Here is a 16777-nt window from a genome sequence, read left to right as displayed (position 1 = left end):
AGTAATCGCATGTCCCGCGGATGACGATCCTCAGCGTCGAGCAACCAGATGGTCTTGTGTCCAGCACGTCGGGAATCGCGGTCGATTTTGTGCGTGATTGGCCGCGGGCCGCATCGCGCCTGAACGCAGGCCATCGCACTGCATTCCAGCATGGCTACTGGCTCGGCGCCTGGTACGAGGCGTTCCACGGTCTCTCGCCGCTGATTGCATTGATCTCCGATGCCACGACCGGCAGGGACATCGCAATGGTGCCGATGATCAGCCACCTCAGGCGCGGCATCCGCATCGTCGAATTCGCCGATCTCGGCGTCTCCGACAACAACGCGCCAATCCTGGCGCTCGATGCCGCGTTGGACGCGGCGGCGACGGAGGTGATCGGCAAGGCGCTGATCGACGCATTGCGCGCATTGCCGGACCGCTTCGATTTGCTGCGCCTGAAGAAGATGCCGGCCCAGATCGGCGGCAACCCGAACCCGCTGGTGTCGCTCGGCCGGGTCGGGTCCTGCTCGCTCAACGGCAACGTCGTGCTGACCGGCGACGACTATGAAGATTACCAGGCCTCGATCAAGCGCATGCAGATGCCGCGCTGCTGGCGCGTCTTCAACCGTCACGCCGGCGCGCGATTCGAGATCGCTACCGATGTCGCGCGTGCGCGCGAGCTGCTGGACGTGATGGATGCCCAGCAGCAGGCGCGCATGCGAAAGCTTGGATCGCGCTTCGTCCTCAATGACGAAACCCATGCGCAGTTCTATCGCGAGGTCGCGCGTCAGGGCGTCGCGGACGGTTATGCCGTCATCTCGGCCCTGGTCTGCGACGAGGCCGTCGTCGCCACCACGTTCGGCGTCAGGTTCGGTGCGGCCTATTTCCTGCTGCGCATCAGCCATGCCGGCGATTCCTGGTCGAACTGCTCGCCGGGGCTGCTCGTGACCGAGCGCACCATGGCGGCGCTGCATGCAGATGGCGTGCGGCGTTTCGACCTCAGCATCGGCAACCAGGATTACAAGCGCCGCTTCGGCGCCGAGCCGGTGCCGCTGACTGATGTCAGCGCCGCGCTTTCCTGGCGCGGCGTGCCCTTCGCGTGGCGTGACCACGCCGCCCAGGCCCTGCGCCGTCATCCCAGGCTCGCTGCCCTTGCGGCGAAGGCGATTGGCAAGGGGACGCGCTGACGGGCGCTCCCTCCATCAGACGTGCAGCTTAGCCATGTAGCTCAGCCGTGCAGCTTCCTGGCTGTCTCCGCGATCTGGCGGCCCTGATAGCGCGCACCGCCGAGCTCGTTGGCGCTGGGCTGGCGGCTGCCGTCGCCGCCGGTGATCGTGGTGGCGCCGTAAGGTGCGCCGCCGGTGACCTCGTCGAGCTTCATCTGGCCGGCGAAGCCGTAGTTCAGGCCGACCACGACCATGCCGAAATGCAAGAGGTTGGTGATGATCGAGAACAGCGTCGTCTCCTGGCCGCCATGCTGGGTCGCGGTCGCCGTGAAGGCGCCGCCGACCTTGCCGTGCAGCGCGCCCTTGGCCCAGAGACCGCCGGCCTGGTCGAGGAAGTTCGCCATCTGCGAGGCCATGCGGCCGAAGCGGGTGCCGGTGCCGACGATGATTGCGTCGTAGTTTGCGAGGTCCTCGATCGTCGCGACGGGGGCGGTCTGGTCGAGCTTGTAATAGGACGCCTTGGCGACCTCGGCCGGCACCAGCTCGGGCACGCGCTTGATGTCGACGGTGGCACCGGCTTCGCGCGCGCCTTCCGCAACGGCATTGGCCATCGCTTCGATGTGGCCATAGGCGGAATAATAAAGGACGAGAACTTTGGTCATGATGGTCTCCGTTGGATGCAGATTTGATGCGTCGGTGTCGGGAGCGTCATGCCGGGACAAAGCCTGCATGACGAAGGCGTTGCTAAACCGCGTCGACGAGCACGATCTCGGAATCTTCCAGTGCCGTGATCTTCAGCCTGTCCTCGTCGCGGATCGCCGCACCGTCGCGGGCGTTGACGCGCACGCCGTTGATCTCGACTGACCCCGCCGCGGGCACGAGATAAAGGTGCCGTGACTTGTCCGGCGCGTACTCCGCGCTCTCGCCCGCCTTCAGCGTGGTGGCGAGCACCCGCGCATCGGCGCGGATCGGCAGAGCGTCCGTGTCATTCTCGAAGCCGCTCGCGATGGTGACGAGCTTGCCCGAGCGGTCTCCTTTCGGAAACGGCTTCGAGCCCCAGGTCGGCTGGCCACCGCGCGCGGTCGGCTCGATCCAGATCTGGAAGATGCGTGTCCTGGTCGGCTCGAGATTGTATTCGGAGTGGCGGATGCCGCTGCCGGCGCTCATCACCTGCACGTCGCCCGCTTCGGTGCGGCCTTCGTTGCCGAGGCTGTCTTGATGAGTGATCGCGCCCTCGCGCACATAGGTGATGATTTCCATGTTGGCGTGGGGATGGGCGGGAAAGCCGGTGTTGGGCGCGATCTCGTCATCGTTCCACACCCGCAGGGCGCCGTGACCCATGTTGTCGGGGTCATAATGGTTTGCGAAGGAGAAATGATGCTTGGCATTGAGCCAGCCGTGATCGGCGCCGCCGAGCTTTGCGAAGGGTCTGAGTTCGATCATCTGCGTAATTCCTTGTTGAGCGGGCGGCGCCTTGATCAGGCGCCGAAACCGCCGTCGACGTTGAGCACCGTGCCGGTGACGAAGGAGGCTTCCGGACTTGCGAGGAAGACGATTCCGGCCGCGACTTCCTCGGGGCGGCCGAAGCGTTGCAGCGCGTGCTGCTTGCGCTGGGTCTCGGCGAACTCACCACCGTCCTTCGGATTCATGTCGGTGTCGATCGAGCCGGGCTGCACCACGTTCACGGTGATGCCGCGCGGGCCGAGGTCGCGGGCTGCGCCCTTGGTGTAACCGACAACGGCGGCCTTGGTGGCGACGTAGTCTGCAAGACCCGGGAACGAGGCGCGGTCGGCAAGCATCGAGCCGACGGTGACGATGCGGCCGCCTTCCCCCATCAATTGCGAAGCGGCGCGGATCGCCGCGATCACGCCATGCACGTTGATGGCATCCTGGCGGGCGAGCGCTTCCGTGTCGGCATTGGCATCGTCGATCGCGCCGCCGCTCGCGACGCCCGCATTATTGACGAGGATGTCGAGATGGCCGAACTCCTTCGCGACGTCTTTGACGAGCTGCGTCACGTCCTTGGCCGAGGCCTGGTCCGCCCGGAAGGCGCGCGCCTTGACGCCCCGGGCCTTCAACTCGGTGACGACCGCTTCCGCCTTTTCGGGCGAGGCGACATAGCTGATGGCGACGTCCGCACCTAGATCGGCGAGTGCGCGGGCAGAGGCCGCGCCGATACCGCGCGAGCCGCCGGTGACGAGGGCAACCTTGCCTGAGAGCTTCTTGGTCATTGGACTTCTCCATTCCTGAATTTCTGATGACCCTTGGATAAGCCTCCGCCTGTGGTATAGAAATAGAAACTGTTGAAACGCATTGTTTCCTTAAACAGCCCGGTTGGATCCCCTTCTATGGCCAAACTCCCCGATTTCGAGGCACTCGCGATTTTCGCAAAAGTCGTGGAATTACGGTCGTTTGCGGGGGCCGCGGGCGAACTCGCGATGTCCAAGGCAACGGTGTCCAAGGCGGTCACGCGCCTCGAAGAGCGGCTCGGCGCCCGGCTGTTCAACCGCACCTCACGCCGGCTCGCACTGACCGATGCCGGGCATAAGCTCGCCGAGCGTGCGACGCGCCTGCTGTCCGACGGCGAGGCGGCGGAGAACGAAGCACTGGCGCAGTCGGTCGCGCCGCGGGGCCTGGTGCGGCTCGCCGTCCCCATGACATTCGGGATCAAGGCGGTGGCGCCATTGCTGCCGGAGTTCTTCGAGGCTTATCCGGAGGTCTCGGTCGATCTGCACTTGAGCGATGCGACCATCGATTTGATCGGCGAGGGCTTTGACATGGCGGTGCGGATCGCGCGGCTGCCGGATTCCTCGCTGATTGCGCGGCGGCTCTTCACGATGCCGCGCTTTACGGTGGCCGCGCCGTCCTATCTTAGGCAATACGGACGGCCGACGCATCCGATGCATCTGGCCGAGCACAAATGCTTCAGCTACGCCTATCTCTCGACGCCCAACGTCTGGCACTACACCAATTCGGCCGGCGAGCAGGCCAGCGTGCGTCCGGGCGGTCAGCTCCGCGTCAACAACGGCGAAGCGGTAATGCCGGCGCTGATCGCCGGCCTCGGCATCGCCGACCTTCCGGAATTCATCGTCGGCGAGGCCATTTCCTCTGGCGAGGTCGAAGTGGTCCTGAAGGACTGGAAGCAGGTTGAAGGCTCCGTGCATTTGGTGACGCCACCTGGCGGCCCGCGCCCCGCACGCGTCGAGGCGCTCGGCGATTTTCTCGCAGCGAAGCTGCCGGGTACGTGCAAGCGGCAGGTGCGCGGAAAGGCAAAGTCGTCGTAGCAAAGTTATCGTAGAGCGAGTGCCTTCAGCGACCTCCGTCATTGCGAGGAGCGAAGCGACGAAGCAAATCCAGAATGTCTCCGCGGAGGCATTCTGGATTGCTTCGCTTCGCTCGCAATGACGGAGTTGGACTAAGACACCGTCGCATCATTACGCGCGACCACGCGCAAGGTCGGCTTCAACGTTTCTTCCAGCTGCGACTTCAAATCATGGACACGCGGATCGCGCGAGCGCTTCGCGCAGACTGCGTATTGATGCACGGATTGCGCCAAGGCGCGTCGCGCTTCCGGCGTCCGCGTGACGTCGGGTTTTGATAGCCGCAAGACGATGGCGGCGAGATTCACCAGCATCTCGTCCAGCGCCACGTCAATGGTCTGAAGTCTATTCATCGCTCCACTCCCTGCGAGGCAACGGTAGAGTCCGGGGGGCGTTCCTGACCGGGCGGAACATGGATAATGCTTCGTTAATCCCGCCGCACGGCTTGTTCTTGCGGGCGGTCACGCTAGGCTGGCACCGAAATAAGAAAACAGGGGGAAATCTGCCATGGATCGACGCGATGTCCTGCGCGCCGCTGCCGCATTGCCGTTGTTGCCTTCGTTGTCGAGCGTGGCTTTCGCGCAAGCCTATCCCGCGCGCAACGTCACCATGATCGTGCCGTTTCCGGCCGGCGGCCAGGCGGATCTCGCGGCGCGCCCCGTCGCACAGGCGCTGGAGCGAATCCTGGGCAAGGCGGTCATCGTCGACAACCGCGCCGGCGGTGGCGGTGGATCCGTCGGCAATGCCGCGGCGGCGCGCGCCGAGCCCGACGGCTACACGCTGCTGATGACGCTGTCCTCGCTCGCGGTGCTGCCCGAAGCCGACCGGCTGTTCGACCGTCCGGTCGCCTACGAGCTCTCGCAGTTCATGCCGATCGCGCGGGTGCTGGCCGATCCCACGCTGCTCGCCGTGCCGGCCTCGGCGCCGTGGAAGACGGCGCAGGATTTCGTCGAGGATGCCAGGAAGCGTCCCGGCCAGATCACCTATGGCTCGTCGGGGCCTTACGGCACGCTGCATGTGGCGATGGAGATGTTCGCAAGCAGCGCCGACATCAAGCTGCTGCATGTGCCGTTTCGCGGCGCCGGTCCGGCGCTTACCGCGCTGCTCAGCGGCACCGTGCAGGCGATCGCTGCCGCACCGGGGACGCTGAAGCCGCAAGTGGAGGATGGCAAGCTGCGCGTGCTCGGCAATTGCGGCGCCAAGCGCATCGCAAGCTTCCCCGATGTGCCGACCTTCCAGGAGCTCGGCTACAAGGACGTCGAGATGTACATCTGGGCCGGGCTGTTTGCGCAGAGCGCGCTGCCGGCGCCGATCGCGACCCGCCTGCGCGAGGCGATGGCGCAGGTGATGACGAGCCCGGACGTGCTCAAGGCCTTCGAAACGTCGGGCAGCCTCGTTGCCTATCAGGACGCGCCGGCGTTTGCCGAGTTCGTGGCGGTCGACAGCGCGCGGCTGATTACGGCAGTGAAGAAGATCGGCAAGGTAGAATAGGTTCCTGGCCCGTTTTCACAATTTTTTGTTAGTCCAGAACCTCTCCGCGTCTCATTGATTGAAGAGAATTCGAGAGACTCGCGAAGGAATCGGACATGCGAACAGAGCGGATTGCGCTGGGTGTGGCGCTTGCGATCGGCGGCATCGTCGCGCAGGGCACTGCATCCGCTGAAGAGTATCGCGGAACCATGGAGCAGCAGATGGCCTGCACGCCGGATGTGTGGCGGCTGTGCAGCGACCAGATCCCTGATGTGAGCCGCATTACGGCCTGCTTGCGGCAGAACACGCCCCAGCTCTCCAGCGGTTGTCGCGCGGTGTTCCAGTCCAACAACCAGATGCCGCCGCAGCAGCAGGTTCCGAGCAATCGCGCCGCGCCGGCGCCACGATATAACAATGCGCCACCGCCTCCGGCGACCCAGCCCCGGCCTTACGACGAGGATGATTAGGGCGCTTCGGACCTGACTTCGCAGACATCGACCCATTCCGCCGCAGTCAGCTCGGCCATCCGGTCGGGCGCAATGCGCACCGCGCTATGGGTCGAGCCCGCGGCCGGCACCACCATGTCGAACGCCTTCAGCGACACATCGCAGTAAATCGGCAGCGGCGACTTCAGCCCGAACGGACAAACGCCGCCGACCTCGTGGCCGGTGATCTCGGCGACCTCTTCCAGCCCCAGCATCTTCGGCTTGCCGCCGAACGCCGCCTTCACCTTCTTGTTGTCCATGCGCGAGGTGCCCGCCGCGACGATCAGGATCACGCGCTCGCCGATGCGTAGCGAGAGCGTCTTGGCGATCATCCCGGGCTCGACGCCGTAGGCTTCGGCGGCCAGCGTCACGGTCGCGGAGCTGATCGGGGATTCGATGACTGATATGTCGGGGGCTTTTTCAGCGAAGAAATCGCGAACGGATTGAAGGCTCATTCAGGTCTCACGGGCGGGCGGCGATCCCCGGGTCATCCCTAGAGATGATCCCGGGCAGCTCGGAGAGCGAACGGACACGGTGGTCCGGCGCGAAGTCGAGCTCGTCCATCTGGGTGCGGATCGCCTTGAACATCGTCAGCGGTGCCACGAGTTCGTTCTCGACGCAAGCCAGCGCCATCGCCTCGGATGTCACCCGTTCGATCCAGGCGACGTTCAGCCTGAACGATTTTGCGCCCGCGACGTCCCAGGGATTGGACGAGACGAACAGCACCTCGTCAGGCGCGGTGCCGAGCACTTCGCCGATCAGCATGTAAGCTTCCGGGCTCGGCTTGAAGATCTTCCTCGCATCGACGCTGATCGTGGCATCAAGCAGGGCGTCGAGGCCGGAATTGCGCACGAGCGCACCCAGCATGTCCGGACTGCCATTGGAGAGGATTGCAAGCTTGCGGGGCTTCAGCGCCGCGAGCGTGGTCGCCGCATCCGGATAGAGATCGAGATGCAGGTATTTCTCGATTACCCGCTCGAACGCCTCGCTGTCATAGGCGAGCCCGAGCACGCGCAGCGTATAGGCAAGCGAGTCGCGCGTGATGGCTGCGAAGTCCTGGTAGCGCCGCATCAGCGAGCGCAACCAGGTGTATTCGAGCTGCTTGATCCGCCAGATCTGCGTGATGATCTCACCGTAGCCCGGAAACGCATCCTCGGTGGTCTCGGCGACCGACTGGATGTCGTAGAGCGTTCCGTAGGCATCGAAGACAACGGCTTTGAGGCTCAATTGACCTGTCCTCCGGGATCGTTGCGGTCCACGGACTATACAAGGCGCCCCGAAATCGGTCCAAGACGGAATCGCGACTTGGGCCCTGATTTCTAAAGCCTGATCACGACCTTGCCGAAATGTGAGCCGGTGCGCAGGTGCGCATACGCTTCGGGTGCCTCATCGAAACCATAGATCCGATCGACGATCGGGTGAATCGCGTGTTCGGTCAGGAAGCGATTCATCGCGACAAAGTGTTCGACCGATCCGACGGTGACACCGATGATGTCGGCATTCTCCCACTGAAGACGCGCGAGGTCGGGCTTGGGACCGAACCCCGTCAAGACACCGATCTGGACGATCTTGCCACCCGAAGCGACCGATCGCAGCGATCGATCATAGGTGCCGGGACCGCCGAGTTCGAGGATATGACTGGCCCCGGCGCCATTCGTCGCCTTCATCAGGGCGACATCCCAGTCAGGCGTCTCGCGATAGTTGATGAGGATCGAGCCGCCCAGCGCCTTGGCGCGTGCGAGTTTTTCATCCGAGGAGGATATCACGATCGCACGCGCCCCCAGCGCCACCGCGAATTGAAGCCCGAACAGCGCAACGCCGCCTGTTCCCTGGACCAACAGCGTGTCGCCTTTGCGCATCCCGCCGCGTGCGATGAGGCCATGGAAAGCCGTGACGCCGGCACAGGGCAGGGTCGCTGCCTCCACCGCGGACAGATGCGCCGGCACTGAGATCAGCGCGGTCGCCGGCAGCACGACATACTCAGCCAGCATTCCGTCCATCGTGTTGCCACCGAGGGATGACGGAATATAGCTGGACTTGAACGGCCCCGAGATCCAATCGCGGAAGAAAGACCCAGCGACGTGGTCTCCGAGTCGCCATTGCGCGACGTCGGTGCCGATGGCGTCAACGACACCCGCACCGTCGGAGAGTGGCACGCGGCCCTTGAGCTCGCCTTGGCCTGCACGGTCGAGGATCAGGAGGTCGCGGTAATTCAGACTTGCCGCTTCGACCCGAATGCGGACCTCGCCATTGGCGGGTTCGGGTTTGCTGATTTCGACGCGCGCAAGGCGGCCAGCAGCAGCATGGCTATTCAAATGGTAGGCTCTCATCGTTGCTCCCTTCACAAGTGCATTCACTTGGACGAGCAAAGTCTGTAGGGTCTGACAGTGCTGTCAGGGTCAAGAGGCTTCAGATGAAGATCGGCGAACTCTCCCGGCGGACGGGGGTCAGCGTCCGAATGCTGCGCTACTACGAAGGCGAAGGACTGCTCGCGCCGCTGCGGACGAACTCCGGCTATCGCGATTACGGCCAGGCCGAAGAGGAAACGGTGCGGCGCATCAAGATGCTCGGCGGCGCCGGGATGACGCTCGAAACCATCAAGCGGTTGCTCCCCTGCGTGCGGAACAACGATCCGGCTTTCACGCCGTGCAACGAGCTGCGAAATATACTCAAGCAGCAGGTCGGCCTGATCGACGAACGTATCGAGACGCTCAGCCAAAGCCGGACAATTTTGGCGGGCTATCTGGCAAGCGTGAATTGATCGCACGCATCTCGACCATCACATTCACCGGCTCTTGGAATTCCAGGCCTCCCGCTCGGCGAAGACCTGGCTGACCTCCGCCATGTGCTCGGTGCCCCACGCGCAGAGCGGTACGAGAGCTTGGGCGAGGCTGTGACCCAAAAGGGTGAGGCTATAGTCCACCCGCGGCGGCACCTCCTTGTAGTCGGTCCGCTTCACGAGACCATCGGCCTCCAACTCCTTGAGCTGCTGGATCAGCACCTTGTCGCTGACGTCGCGCACGGCTCGCCGCAGCTCGCCGTAGCGGGTCGGCCCGCCCTGGGCGAGGAAGTACAGAATCAGCGGCTTCCACTTGCCGGCGATGACCCGCAGGGTCGCGTCGAGGCCGCAAGTGAAGCCGGGCAAAGTCGGGGTGCAGCTTTGGACAGGTGGCGAAGCCTGCGCAGGTGGAGAGATCGTGTCTGACATTTTTGGGCACTTACCAAAAGGTGCATACTTGTCGATAGGTGGGTAGGCCGCCAGCTCAGTGCAACCCTAGTGAAGGAGCACATCATGAGCAGACTACAAGGCAAGACGGCGGTGGTTACGGGCGGCGGAACCGGCATCGGATTTGGAGCGGCCAAACGGTTCATCGACGAAGGCGCGTTCGTCTATCTCTTCGGGCGGCGGCAGGAGCCGCTCGACGCCGCCGTGGCGCAGCTGGGTTCCTCGGCGCGCGCCGTCAGGGGCTCGGTGACTGATATGTCCGACCTCGACAGGTTATACGCGGCGGTGAAGGCCGAACGCGGCGGGCTCGACATCCTGTTCGCCAATGCTGGGACCGGATTGTTTGCGCCGCTCGGCGAGATCACGCCCGAGCATTACGATCAGATCTTCGACGTCAATGTGAAGGGGCTGGTGTTCACGGTGCAGAAAGCCCTGCCGCTGATGACGAAGGGGTCGTCGATCATCCTGACCGGATCGAGCACGGGGGTGATGGGGACGCCGCAGTTCAGCATCTACAGCGCGACCAAGGCTGCGATCCGGAATCTGGCGCGCAGCTGGGCGCTGGACCTGCGCGGCACCGGCATCCGCGTCAATGTGCTGTCACCGGGGCCGACCAAGACGGAGCTGGCGCTGGAGATCGTCGGCGAGGAAGCCTTCGATGCGCTCGGAAGCATGACGCCGATCGGACGCGTCGGCGACCCGAGCGAGACGGGGGCGGTTGCGGCGTTCCTGGCGTCCTCAGACAGCAGCTTCATGACCGGCGGCGAGGTTTTCGTGGATGGAGGCCTGGCACAGGTCTGAGACTTGAGCGTGAGGGCTTCGGTTACCGGATCGAAGCCCTCGACGCGCTTTCTAGATCCCCAGCAGCTTCCTTGCGTTGGCCTTCAGCACCTTCGGCCGGATCTCGTCGCGGATCTCGATCTTGGCGAAATCCGACAGCCAGCGGTCCGGCGTGATCACCGGCCAGTCCGAGCCGAACAGCATCTTGTCCTGCAGGATCGAGTTGATGTAGCGCACCAGGATCGGCGGGAAATATTTCGGCGACCAGCCGGACAGGTCGATGTAGACGTTCGGCTTGTGGGTCGCGACCGACAGCGCTTCTTCCTGCCAGGGGAAGGAGGGATGCGCGAGGATGATCTTGAGGTCGGGGAAATCGGCCGCGACGTCGTCCATGTACATCGGGTTGGAATATTTCAGCCGCATCCCCATGCCGCCGGGCATGCCCGAGCCGACGCCGGTCTGGCCGGTGTGGAACAGCGCGATCGCGCCGCCATTGTTGATCTCTTCATAGAGCGGATAGGCCATGCGGTCGTTGGCGTAGAAGCCCTGCATGGTCGGATGGAATTTGAAGCCGCGCACCCCGTATTCCTCGATCAGCTTGCGCGCCTCGCGCACACCGAGCTTGCCCTTGTGCGGGTCGATCGAGACGAAGGGGATGAGAACGTCGAGATGGTCGGAGGCGATCTCCAGCATCTCCTCATTCTTGTAGCGGCGGAAGCCGGTCTCGCGCTCGGCGTCGACCGGGAAGATCACCGCGGCGATGTTCTTGGATCGATAGTAGGCGGCGGTCTCCGGCACGGTCGGCGGATGCTTGTGCGGCGACTTGAAATAGTCCGCCATCTGCGCCTGAAAATCGTCATAGCCGTCGTCGGGATGGGTGCCGCAGGGCTCTTCGGCGTGGGTGTGAATGTCGATGGCGACGACGTCGTCGATGTTCGGCAGCTTCAGCTTCGGCATGGGTTTCCTCCCGACGGGTTGCCGAATTGATTATATGATATAACGAACTTGGCAAGACATTGTGGGACAAGGCATTGTGGGACAAGGCGTTGTAGGACAGGCGTCGTCCGCGCCAGATTGGGCCGATCCGGCCGCTTCTACTTTGCATGGGGTTGTTTTCCAGAATTTGGTGGGTGGGATCGGGGCAGTTAACATTGACATCCGGTCCTCCCATGCCTTAAGAACCGCCCCGTCCCGGGCGGTCGGTCCGCCAGCGGGACAATCTCATTTTGCCTCATTCGCGCGTGCCGAAACGGTAGTGCCGAACACGGCCTTTCGAACGTTCAGGATTCTGCCATGAAGGTCCGTAACTCGCTGAAATCGCTGCGCGGTCGCCATCGCGCCAACCGCCTGGTCCGCCGCAAGGGCCGGGTCTATGTGATCAACAAGGTGCAGCGCCGCTTCAAGGCTCGCCAGGGCTGATTTCGCCCTGCCGGACGCCCGCGCGCGCCCCGCAAGACCACGGTCTCACACGAGTTTGACGCCGCCCCTGCTTTGCAAGGGCGGCTTTGCGCGTTTAGACTTCGACCATGGCAGTGAGATTCTTCATCGCGCGCACCCTGTGTCTGGCTCTCGTACTGGGAGCCGCCGGACTCGCTCCGGCGCTGGCACAGCAGATTGATCCACCGACTCCGCCCGGCAAGCAGAAGAAACTTCCGGAAGCGCCGGCCAAGCTGCCCAAGGTCGATCGCACCAAGAATCTCGATTTCCTGTTCGGCGCGCTGAAAGCCGCGCCCGACGAGGCCAGCGCCAAGCACGTCGAGGCGCGGATCTGGGCGATCTGGATCCAGACCCCGAGCGACACCGCGGCGCTGCTGATGGCGCGGGCCAAGACCGCGGTCGACGCAAAGAAGATCGAGGTTGCGATCAAGCTGCTGGATTCGGTCGTCAAGCTCAGGCCCGACTACATCGAGGCCTGGAATCGTCGCGCGACGCTCTACTACATGCAGAACGATTATGGCCGCTCGCTCGCCGACATCCGCGAGGTGTTGATCCGCGAGCCCCGCCATTTCGGCGCGCTCGCAGGCCTCGGCATGATCATGCAGGAGGTCGGCGACGAAAAGCGCGCGCTCGAGGCCTACCGCAAGGCGCTCGCCGTCAATCCGCACCTCGAGAAGATCCCCGACCAGGTCAAGGCGCTGACCGAGAAGGTCGAAGGCCGCGATATTTAGCGGACAAGTCGATCATTGCTCGAGCGAATGCGGCGCTAGCCGATTAACCACGATGACACGCGCCGCGTTACGAGGGATATGGGTTGCCCCGCCGCAGGCCTACCTTCATCGCGGGAGCACAGCCATGAAGCGTTTGATCTTTGCAGGTATATTGCTGCTGGCGCCGGGCACGGCGAGCCTCGCCGACGGACTGTTCTGGGTGGTCGGCAACCGCGCCACCGGAAAATGCAACATCGTGACCAGCAATCCCGTGATCATCGGCGATGTCTGGTTCGGGGACGGTCCTTACAAGTCGAAGGCCGACGCCAAGCTTGCCCGTTCGACCATCCGCGCCTGTCCCGCACCCACGCCTGACGAGGAAAAGGACGAGGACGGCACGAACTAGGTCGACAGCAACCTAGTGCAAAACGCTGCCTTCGCGCTCGGCGAGGCCGCGATCGACCGCTGCGGCGTAAGCCTTTGCAAGCTCCGTCTCGAGGTGCTCGTTGATCAGCAGCAGCGCGCGCACGGCACCGCGCAGGTCGCCGTGGCAGCTTGCCACGATCTCGTCGATCGCAGTATCTTTGGACCTCAGGCTCATCGAAATTCTCCGGTTCAAATCAGGATAAATCCTGCCGGTCTTTCCCGCATCCCCGAGGGTTGCGAGCACGATCGGCGCCCACCCGCGCCTAAATGGCGGAACCGACCGTGGCGATTATAAGGAAGCCGCGATGACGACGGCATGAAGCTTTTCGAAGCCGCGTGCTCCGGGGAGCAGCATTGATTTGATTGCGTTTTTCCCGCTTGAATTATGCACATATCCACAGCCCCGGCATTTCAAGTGGAGCGCGGGGGCTCCCCGGGCGAAACTGCCGCCCGCAAGCCACGTAACTGCCCTGTGCCCTGGATCGCCCGGATTCCATCCATGATCGTGATGTCAGTCGTGACCGCGCTGCTTGTGCTGGCGCTGGTCACGCAGGCCGGCGTCCTCGCCGTGCAACGCGCCTTTCCACCGCAAGGCCGGATGATCGAGGTCGATGGGGCCGTGCTTCACCTCGTCGATCTCGGACCGCGCGATTCGGGCTTGCCGGTCGTGATGCTGCACGGCGCGAGCTCCAACCTCGAAGCGATGCGGCGGCCGCTCGGCGATCTCCTCGCCAGGAACCATCGCGTCATCCTGATCGACCGTCCCGGCCACGGCTGGAGCACGCGGGCGCGGCGGCAGGATTCGACCCCGGAGGTCCAGGCGCGGATGATCGATGAGGCGCTCGGCAAGCTCGGGATCGATCGCGCGGTGTTCGTGGTGCATTCCTGGAGCGGCGCGCTCGGCGCGCGGCTGGCGCTCGATCATCCCGGCCGCGTCGCGGGCCTTGTGATGCTCGCGCCCGTCACACATCCCTGGCGCGGCGGCGTCGGCCGCTACAACGAGATCATCGCAACGCCCGTGATCGGCCCGCTGCTCGCCTACACCATAACCCTGCCGCTGGGCTATTTCCTGAGCGAGCCCGGCGCGCGCAATGTCTTCCTGCCGCAAATGATGCCGGATGGTTTCGTGCAGGACTCCGCGACGCCGCTGCTGCTGCGCCCGCGCGAGTTCATCGCCAATGCCTATGATCTGGTGACGCTGAAGGAAGCGGTCGCCGCGCAGGTCGCGCGCTACGGCGAGATATCGGCGCCGGTCACGATCATCGCCGGCGAACCCGACAAGACGGTGAAGACCGACATTCACGCGCGGCCGTTCGCCGCCACCGTGCAGAACGCCAAGCTGATCGTGCTGCCCGATCTCGGCCACATGGTGCAGAACGCGGTGCCCGATCTCGTGAAGACCGAGATCGAGACGCTGATCGGGAAAATCGTCCCGGCGCAGGCGGCCGCCGATTAGAGCGTTTTCGAGCGAAGTGGATGCCGGTTTGCGTGAAGAAAACGCGTCAAAACAAGAAGCTGGAGCTTCGGTTCAGAACCGAAGCTCCAGCGACCGCCTGTCGCGCGCTTACTGCTTGATCTTCCCGTCCTTGTCGAACTGCGACACATAGGCCCAGAGATTGTTGATCTCGTTTTCGTTCTTGATGCCGGCGAAAGCCATCTTGGTGCCGGGGATCTTGGCCTTGGGGTCCTTGATGTATTCCTTGAACACGGCCTCGTTCCAGGTGATGCCGGAATTCTTGTTGGCGTCGGAGTAATTGTAGTCCGGCGCGGTGCCGGACTTGCGGCCGTCGAGGCCGTTGAGCTCGGGGCCGACCTTGTTCTTGGCGCCTTCGCCGATCGCGTGACAGGCCAGGCATTTGTTGAACGAAGATTTGCCGGCCGCGACGTCCTGCGCCATCGCGCTGGGTGCGGTGGCAATCGCGGTGAGGATGGTCAATGCGCCAAAAATCAGTTTTGTCATCGGGTGCTCTTCGTTTCTTCCCTGGGGCTGGTCAGTTGCATGCCTGATCGGCAATGGTCGGACCTGCCGGTTTTGGCAGGCCTGCTCGGATTGGACAAGCCGCCAAACCATGGCAGGTTTCACGATTTCCTACTTGTCCCAGAGCGAACTCGCGCAAGATCGTCGATCTGACTTTCGGATGGCCTACCCAAACCACCGCGGACGTGGTTGATTTACCGCGACAAATCGATCGTGCGGCCTCGGCCGGAACGATATGCCATGAAGGAAATGCTATGGCCATCATGATGCCCGCGAGTGACCAGGCCGTGCTCGCGCGCCGCGCCGAAATCGTGGCTGCATTGCGCGCAATCGTACCGGGCGAAGGCGTGATCGATAGCGCCGCCGAGATGCGAGCCTATGAATCCGACGGATTAACGGCCTATCGGCAGCCGCCGATGGTCGTGGTGCTGCCCGACACGACCGAGCAGGTTTCGCTGGTCCTGAAATATTGTGCAGGGCAGGGCATCAAGGTGGTCCCGCGTGGCTCCGGCACCTCGCTGTCCGGCGGCGCGCTGCCACTGGAAGACGGCGTGCTCCTGGGCCTCGGCAAGTTCAAGCGCATCCGCGAGATCGATTTCGACAACCGCGCCGTCGTCACCGAGCCCGGCGTCACCAACCTCGCGATCAGCCAGGCCGTCGCTCATGCCGGGTTCTACTACGCGCCGGATCCGTCCTCGCAGATCGCCTGCTCGATCGGCGGCAATGTCGCGGAGAATTCCGGCGGCGTGCACTGCCTGAAATACGGCATGACCACCAACAACGTGCTCGGTTGCGAGATCGTGCTGATGAGCGGCGAGATCCTGCGCATCGGCGGCAAATCGGCGGAGAACACAGGCTACGACCTGATGGGCGTCATCACCGGCTCGGAAGGCCTGCTCGGCGTCATCACCGAGATCACGGTGCGCATCCTGCAAAAGCCGGAGACGGCGCGCGCGCTGATGGTCGGATTCGCGCAAGTCGAGGCGGCCGGCGAATGCGTGGCGCGCATCATCGGCGCCGGCATCATTCCCGGCGGCATGGAGATGATGGACAAGCCCGCGATCCACGCCGCGGAAGCCTTCGTCCACGCCGGCTATCCGCTCGATGTCGAGGCCCTCCTCATCATCGAGCTCGACGGTCCCAAGATCGAGGTCGACGAGCTGATCACGCGGGTCGAGACGATTGCGAACGCTTGCGGCTCGACCACCTGCCAGATCTCGACCTCCGAGGCCGAGCGCAATCTGTTCTGGGCCGGCCGGAAAGCCGCGTTCCCCGCCGTCGGCCGCATCTCGCCGGACTATCTCTGCATGGACGGCACCATCCCACGCGGTGCGCTGCCGAAAGCGCTGGCGCGCATCCGCGAGCTATCGGAAAAATACCAGCTCGGTTGCGCCAACGTGTTCCATGCCGGCGACGGCAACCTGCATCCGCTGATCCTCTATGACGCCAACAAGCCCGGCGAGATCGAGCGCGCCGAAGCCTTCGGCGCCGACATCCTGCGCGCCTGCGTCGAGTTCGGCGGCGTGCTCACCGGCGAGCACGGCGTCGGTATCGAGAAGCGCGATCTGATGCCTGAGATGTTCAGTGAGATCGACCTCAACCAGCAGCAGCGCCTGAAATGCGCCTTCGATGCACAAGGCCTGCTCAATCCCGGAAAGGTGTTTCCGACCCTGCACCGCTGCGCCGAGCTCGGCCGCATGCATGTCCACGCCGGGAAGCTGGCATTCCCGGACATTCCGCGGTTCTAGAGTCGCCTCGCTGCAACGCGCCAAATTTGATTTTCGCTGCAAACTTCGTTAC

General features: G+C 63.8%; 22 protein-coding genes. 11 read left to right on the top strand and 11 right to left on the bottom strand.

What is annotated here, in order from left to right; all coding sequences use genetic code 11:
* Positions 1 to 20 precede the first annotated feature (20 nt).
* On the top strand, positions 21 to 1166 hold the full coding sequence (locus IVB45_RS32635; protein ID WP_247357908.1) for a GNAT family N-acetyltransferase: 1146 nt from the start codon (positions 21 to 23) through the stop codon (positions 1164 to 1166).
* 41 nt (positions 1167 to 1207) lie between these two features.
* Here IVB45_RS32635 and wrbA read toward each other — a convergent pair whose 3' ends face one another.
* From wrbA to IVB45_RS32620, 3 genes are all read right to left on the bottom strand, one after another.
* Positions 1208 to 1807 (bottom strand): NAD(P)H:quinone oxidoreductase, encoded by a 600-nt coding sequence (gene wrbA, locus IVB45_RS32630; protein ID WP_247357909.1) that lies wholly within the window; start codon positions 1805 to 1807, stop codon positions 1208 to 1210.
* 82 nt (positions 1808 to 1889) lie between these two features.
* The gene (locus IVB45_RS32625; protein ID WP_247357910.1) at positions 1890 to 2588 is read right to left on the bottom strand and encodes a pirin family protein; all 699 of its coding nucleotides are present in this window, start codon (positions 2586 to 2588) and stop codon (positions 1890 to 1892) included.
* Between the two features lie 35 nt (positions 2589 to 2623).
* A complete protein-coding gene (locus IVB45_RS32620) occupies positions 2624 to 3376 on the bottom strand; it encodes an SDR family oxidoreductase (RefSeq protein WP_247357911.1) in 753 nt (250 codons plus the stop codon).
* A gap of 117 nt (positions 3377 to 3493) precedes the next feature.
* Here IVB45_RS32620 and IVB45_RS32615 point away from each other — a divergent pair, with 117 nt between their 5' ends.
* Positions 3494 to 4429 (top strand): LysR family transcriptional regulator, encoded by a 936-nt coding sequence (locus IVB45_RS32615; protein ID WP_247357912.1) that lies wholly within the window; start codon positions 3494 to 3496, stop codon positions 4427 to 4429.
* A gap of 131 nt (positions 4430 to 4560) precedes the next feature.
* Here IVB45_RS32615 and IVB45_RS32610 read toward each other — a convergent pair whose 3' ends face one another.
* Complete coding sequence (locus tag IVB45_RS32610; protein ID WP_247357913.1) at positions 4561 to 4818, bottom strand: hypothetical protein; 258 nt, start codon at positions 4816 to 4818, stop codon at positions 4561 to 4563.
* A gap of 154 nt (positions 4819 to 4972) precedes the next feature.
* Between IVB45_RS32610 and IVB45_RS32605 the strand changes: the two genes are divergently transcribed.
* Together IVB45_RS32605 and IVB45_RS32600 are read left to right on the top strand one after the other, a co-directional pair.
* Complete coding sequence (locus IVB45_RS32605; RefSeq protein WP_247357914.1) at positions 4973 to 5956, top strand: tripartite tricarboxylate transporter substrate binding protein; 984 nt, start codon at positions 4973 to 4975, stop codon at positions 5954 to 5956.
* 95 nt (positions 5957 to 6051) lie between these two features.
* Positions 6052 to 6402 carry a hypothetical protein gene (locus IVB45_RS32600; protein ID WP_247357915.1) on the top strand — a complete coding sequence of 117 codons (351 nt, stop codon included), beginning with the start codon at positions 6052 to 6054 and terminating at the stop codon, positions 6400 to 6402.
* Here IVB45_RS32600 and IVB45_RS32595 read toward each other — a convergent pair.
* The 3 genes from IVB45_RS32595 to IVB45_RS32585 form a co-directional block, all read right to left on the bottom strand.
* Positions 6399 to 6875 (bottom strand): YbaK/EbsC family protein, encoded by a 477-nt coding sequence (locus tag IVB45_RS32595; RefSeq protein ID WP_247357916.1) that lies wholly within the window; start codon positions 6873 to 6875, stop codon positions 6399 to 6401. The two genes, IVB45_RS32600 and IVB45_RS32595, sit on opposite strands and share 4 nt — an antisense overlap.
* A gap of 7 nt (positions 6876 to 6882) precedes the next feature.
* A complete protein-coding gene (locus IVB45_RS32590; RefSeq protein WP_247357917.1) occupies positions 6883 to 7647 on the bottom strand; it encodes a haloacid dehalogenase type II in 765 nt (254 codons plus the stop codon).
* Positions 7648 to 7739: 92 nt separating this feature from the next.
* Positions 7740 to 8750, bottom strand: coding sequence for an NAD(P)-dependent alcohol dehydrogenase (locus IVB45_RS32585; protein ID WP_247357918.1), 1011 nt, complete (start codon positions 8748 to 8750; stop codon positions 7740 to 7742).
* 83 nt (positions 8751 to 8833) lie between these two features.
* On the opposite strand from IVB45_RS32585, the gene IVB45_RS32580 reads away from it, so the two are divergent.
* On the top strand, positions 8834 to 9181 hold the full coding sequence (locus tag IVB45_RS32580) for a MerR family transcriptional regulator (RefSeq protein ID WP_247357919.1): 348 nt from the start codon (positions 8834 to 8836) through the stop codon (positions 9179 to 9181).
* A gap of 24 nt (positions 9182 to 9205) precedes the next feature.
* On the opposite strand, the gene IVB45_RS32575 is transcribed toward IVB45_RS32580, so the two are convergent.
* Entirely contained in the window at positions 9206 to 9628 is a 423-nt protein-coding gene (locus tag IVB45_RS32575) for a helix-turn-helix domain-containing protein (RefSeq protein WP_247357920.1), read from the bottom strand.
* Positions 9629 to 9712: 84 nt separating this feature from the next.
* Here IVB45_RS32575 and IVB45_RS32570 point away from each other — a divergent pair, with 84 nt between their 5' ends.
* Complete coding sequence (locus IVB45_RS32570) at positions 9713 to 10447, top strand: SDR family oxidoreductase (protein WP_027565453.1); 735 nt, start codon at positions 9713 to 9715, stop codon at positions 10445 to 10447.
* 51 nt (positions 10448 to 10498) lie between these two features.
* On the opposite strand, the gene IVB45_RS32565 is transcribed toward IVB45_RS32570, so the two are convergent.
* Positions 10499 to 11383, bottom strand: a complete 885-nt coding sequence (locus tag IVB45_RS32565) for an amidohydrolase family protein (protein ID WP_027565452.1) — start codon at positions 11381 to 11383, stop codon at positions 10499 to 10501.
* A 336-nt stretch (positions 11384 to 11719) separates the two neighbouring features.
* Here IVB45_RS32565 and ykgO point away from each other — a divergent pair, with 336 nt between their 5' ends.
* The 3 genes from ykgO to IVB45_RS32550 all read left to right on the top strand — a co-directional run bounded on the left by ykgO (position 11720) and on the right by IVB45_RS32550 (position 12979).
* Complete coding sequence (gene ykgO, locus IVB45_RS32560; protein WP_006611362.1) at positions 11720 to 11845, top strand: type B 50S ribosomal protein L36; 126 nt, start codon at positions 11720 to 11722, stop codon at positions 11843 to 11845.
* A 107-nt stretch (positions 11846 to 11952) separates the two neighbouring features.
* The gene (locus tag IVB45_RS32555) at positions 11953 to 12594 is read left to right on the top strand and encodes a tetratricopeptide repeat protein (RefSeq protein WP_027565451.1); all 642 of its coding nucleotides are present in this window, start codon (positions 11953 to 11955) and stop codon (positions 12592 to 12594) included.
* 124 nt (positions 12595 to 12718) lie between these two features.
* Complete coding sequence (locus IVB45_RS32550; RefSeq protein WP_247357921.1) at positions 12719 to 12979, top strand: hypothetical protein; 261 nt, start codon at positions 12719 to 12721, stop codon at positions 12977 to 12979.
* Positions 12980 to 12991: 12 nt separating this feature from the next.
* Here IVB45_RS32550 and IVB45_RS32545 read toward each other — a convergent pair whose 3' ends face one another.
* Positions 12992 to 13174, bottom strand: a complete 183-nt coding sequence (locus IVB45_RS32545) for a hypothetical protein (RefSeq protein ID WP_007596968.1) — start codon at positions 13172 to 13174, stop codon at positions 12992 to 12994.
* A 324-nt stretch (positions 13175 to 13498) separates the two neighbouring features.
* Here IVB45_RS32545 and IVB45_RS32540 point away from each other — a divergent pair, with 324 nt between their 5' ends.
* Positions 13499 to 14455, top strand: coding sequence for an alpha/beta hydrolase (locus tag IVB45_RS32540; protein WP_247357922.1), 957 nt, complete (start codon positions 13499 to 13501; stop codon positions 14453 to 14455).
* 108 nt (positions 14456 to 14563) lie between these two features.
* On the opposite strand, the gene cycA is transcribed toward IVB45_RS32540, so the two are convergent.
* On the bottom strand, positions 14564 to 14959 hold the full coding sequence (gene cycA / locus IVB45_RS32535) for a cytochrome c-550 CycA (protein WP_247357923.1): 396 nt from the start codon (positions 14957 to 14959) through the stop codon (positions 14564 to 14566).
* Between the two features lie 272 nt (positions 14960 to 15231).
* Here cycA and IVB45_RS32530 point away from each other — a divergent pair, with 272 nt between their 5' ends.
* Positions 15232 to 16725, top strand: coding sequence for an FAD-linked oxidase C-terminal domain-containing protein (locus IVB45_RS32530; RefSeq protein ID WP_027565448.1), 1494 nt, complete (start codon positions 15232 to 15234; stop codon positions 16723 to 16725).
* The last annotated feature ends 52 nt before the right edge of the window (positions 16726 to 16777 follow it).

This window comes from Bradyrhizobium sp. 4, assembly GCF_023100905.1.
GTDB lineage: Bacteria > Pseudomonadota > Alphaproteobacteria > Rhizobiales > Xanthobacteraceae > Bradyrhizobium.
The sequence above is the reverse complement of the archived record's forward strand: the minus strand, read 5'-3'. Positions and strand labels throughout refer to the sequence as shown.

Coding starts and splice junctions, on each gene's coding strand:
- IVB45_RS32635 (WP_247357908.1), top strand. CDS start 21: ATGACGATCCTCAGCGTCGAGCAACCAGATGGTCTTGTGTCCAGCACG.
- wrbA (WP_247357909.1), bottom strand. CDS start 1,807: ATGACCAAAGTTCTCGTCCTTTATTATTCCGCCTATGGCCACATCGAA.
- IVB45_RS32625 (WP_247357910.1), bottom strand. CDS start 2,588: ATGATCGAACTCAGACCCTTCGCAAAGCTCGGCGGCGCCGATCACGGC.
- IVB45_RS32620 (WP_247357911.1), bottom strand. CDS start 3,376: ATGACCAAGAAGCTCTCAGGCAAGGTTGCCCTCGTCACCGGCGGCTCG.
- IVB45_RS32615 (WP_247357912.1), top strand. CDS start 3,494: ATGGCCAAACTCCCCGATTTCGAGGCACTCGCGATTTTCGCAAAAGTC.
- IVB45_RS32610 (WP_247357913.1), bottom strand. CDS start 4,818: ATGAATAGACTTCAGACCATTGACGTGGCGCTGGACGAGATGCTGGTG.
- IVB45_RS32605 (WP_247357914.1), top strand. CDS start 4,973: ATGGATCGACGCGATGTCCTGCGCGCCGCTGCCGCATTGCCGTTGTTG.
- IVB45_RS32600 (WP_247357915.1), top strand. CDS start 6,052: ATGCGAACAGAGCGGATTGCGCTGGGTGTGGCGCTTGCGATCGGCGGC.
- IVB45_RS32595 (WP_247357916.1), bottom strand. CDS start 6,875: ATGAGCCTTCAATCCGTTCGCGATTTCTTCGCTGAAAAAGCCCCCGAC.
- IVB45_RS32585 (WP_247357918.1), bottom strand. CDS start 8,750: ATGAGAGCCTACCATTTGAATAGCCATGCTGCTGCTGGCCGCCTTGCG.
- IVB45_RS32580 (WP_247357919.1), top strand. CDS start 8,834: ATGAAGATCGGCGAACTCTCCCGGCGGACGGGGGTCAGCGTCCGAATG.
- IVB45_RS32575 (WP_247357920.1), bottom strand. CDS start 9,628: ATGTCAGACACGATCTCTCCACCTGCGCAGGCTTCGCCACCTGTCCAA.
- IVB45_RS32570 (WP_027565453.1), top strand. CDS start 9,713: ATGAGCAGACTACAAGGCAAGACGGCGGTGGTTACGGGCGGCGGAACC.
- IVB45_RS32565 (WP_027565452.1), bottom strand. CDS start 11,383: ATGCCGAAGCTGAAGCTGCCGAACATCGACGACGTCGTCGCCATCGAC.
- ykgO (WP_006611362.1), top strand. CDS start 11,720: ATGAAGGTCCGTAACTCGCTGAAATCGCTGCGCGGTCGCCATCGCGCC.
- IVB45_RS32555 (WP_027565451.1), top strand. CDS start 11,953: ATGGCAGTGAGATTCTTCATCGCGCGCACCCTGTGTCTGGCTCTCGTA.
- IVB45_RS32550 (WP_247357921.1), top strand. CDS start 12,719: ATGAAGCGTTTGATCTTTGCAGGTATATTGCTGCTGGCGCCGGGCACG.
- IVB45_RS32545 (WP_007596968.1), bottom strand. CDS start 13,174: ATGAGCCTGAGGTCCAAAGATACTGCGATCGACGAGATCGTGGCAAGC.
- IVB45_RS32540 (WP_247357922.1), top strand. CDS start 13,499: ATGATCGTGATGTCAGTCGTGACCGCGCTGCTTGTGCTGGCGCTGGTC.
- cycA (WP_247357923.1), bottom strand. CDS start 14,959: ATGACAAAACTGATTTTTGGCGCATTGACCATCCTCACCGCGATTGCC.
- IVB45_RS32530 (WP_027565448.1), top strand. CDS start 15,232: ATGGCCATCATGATGCCCGCGAGTGACCAGGCCGTGCTCGCGCGCCGC.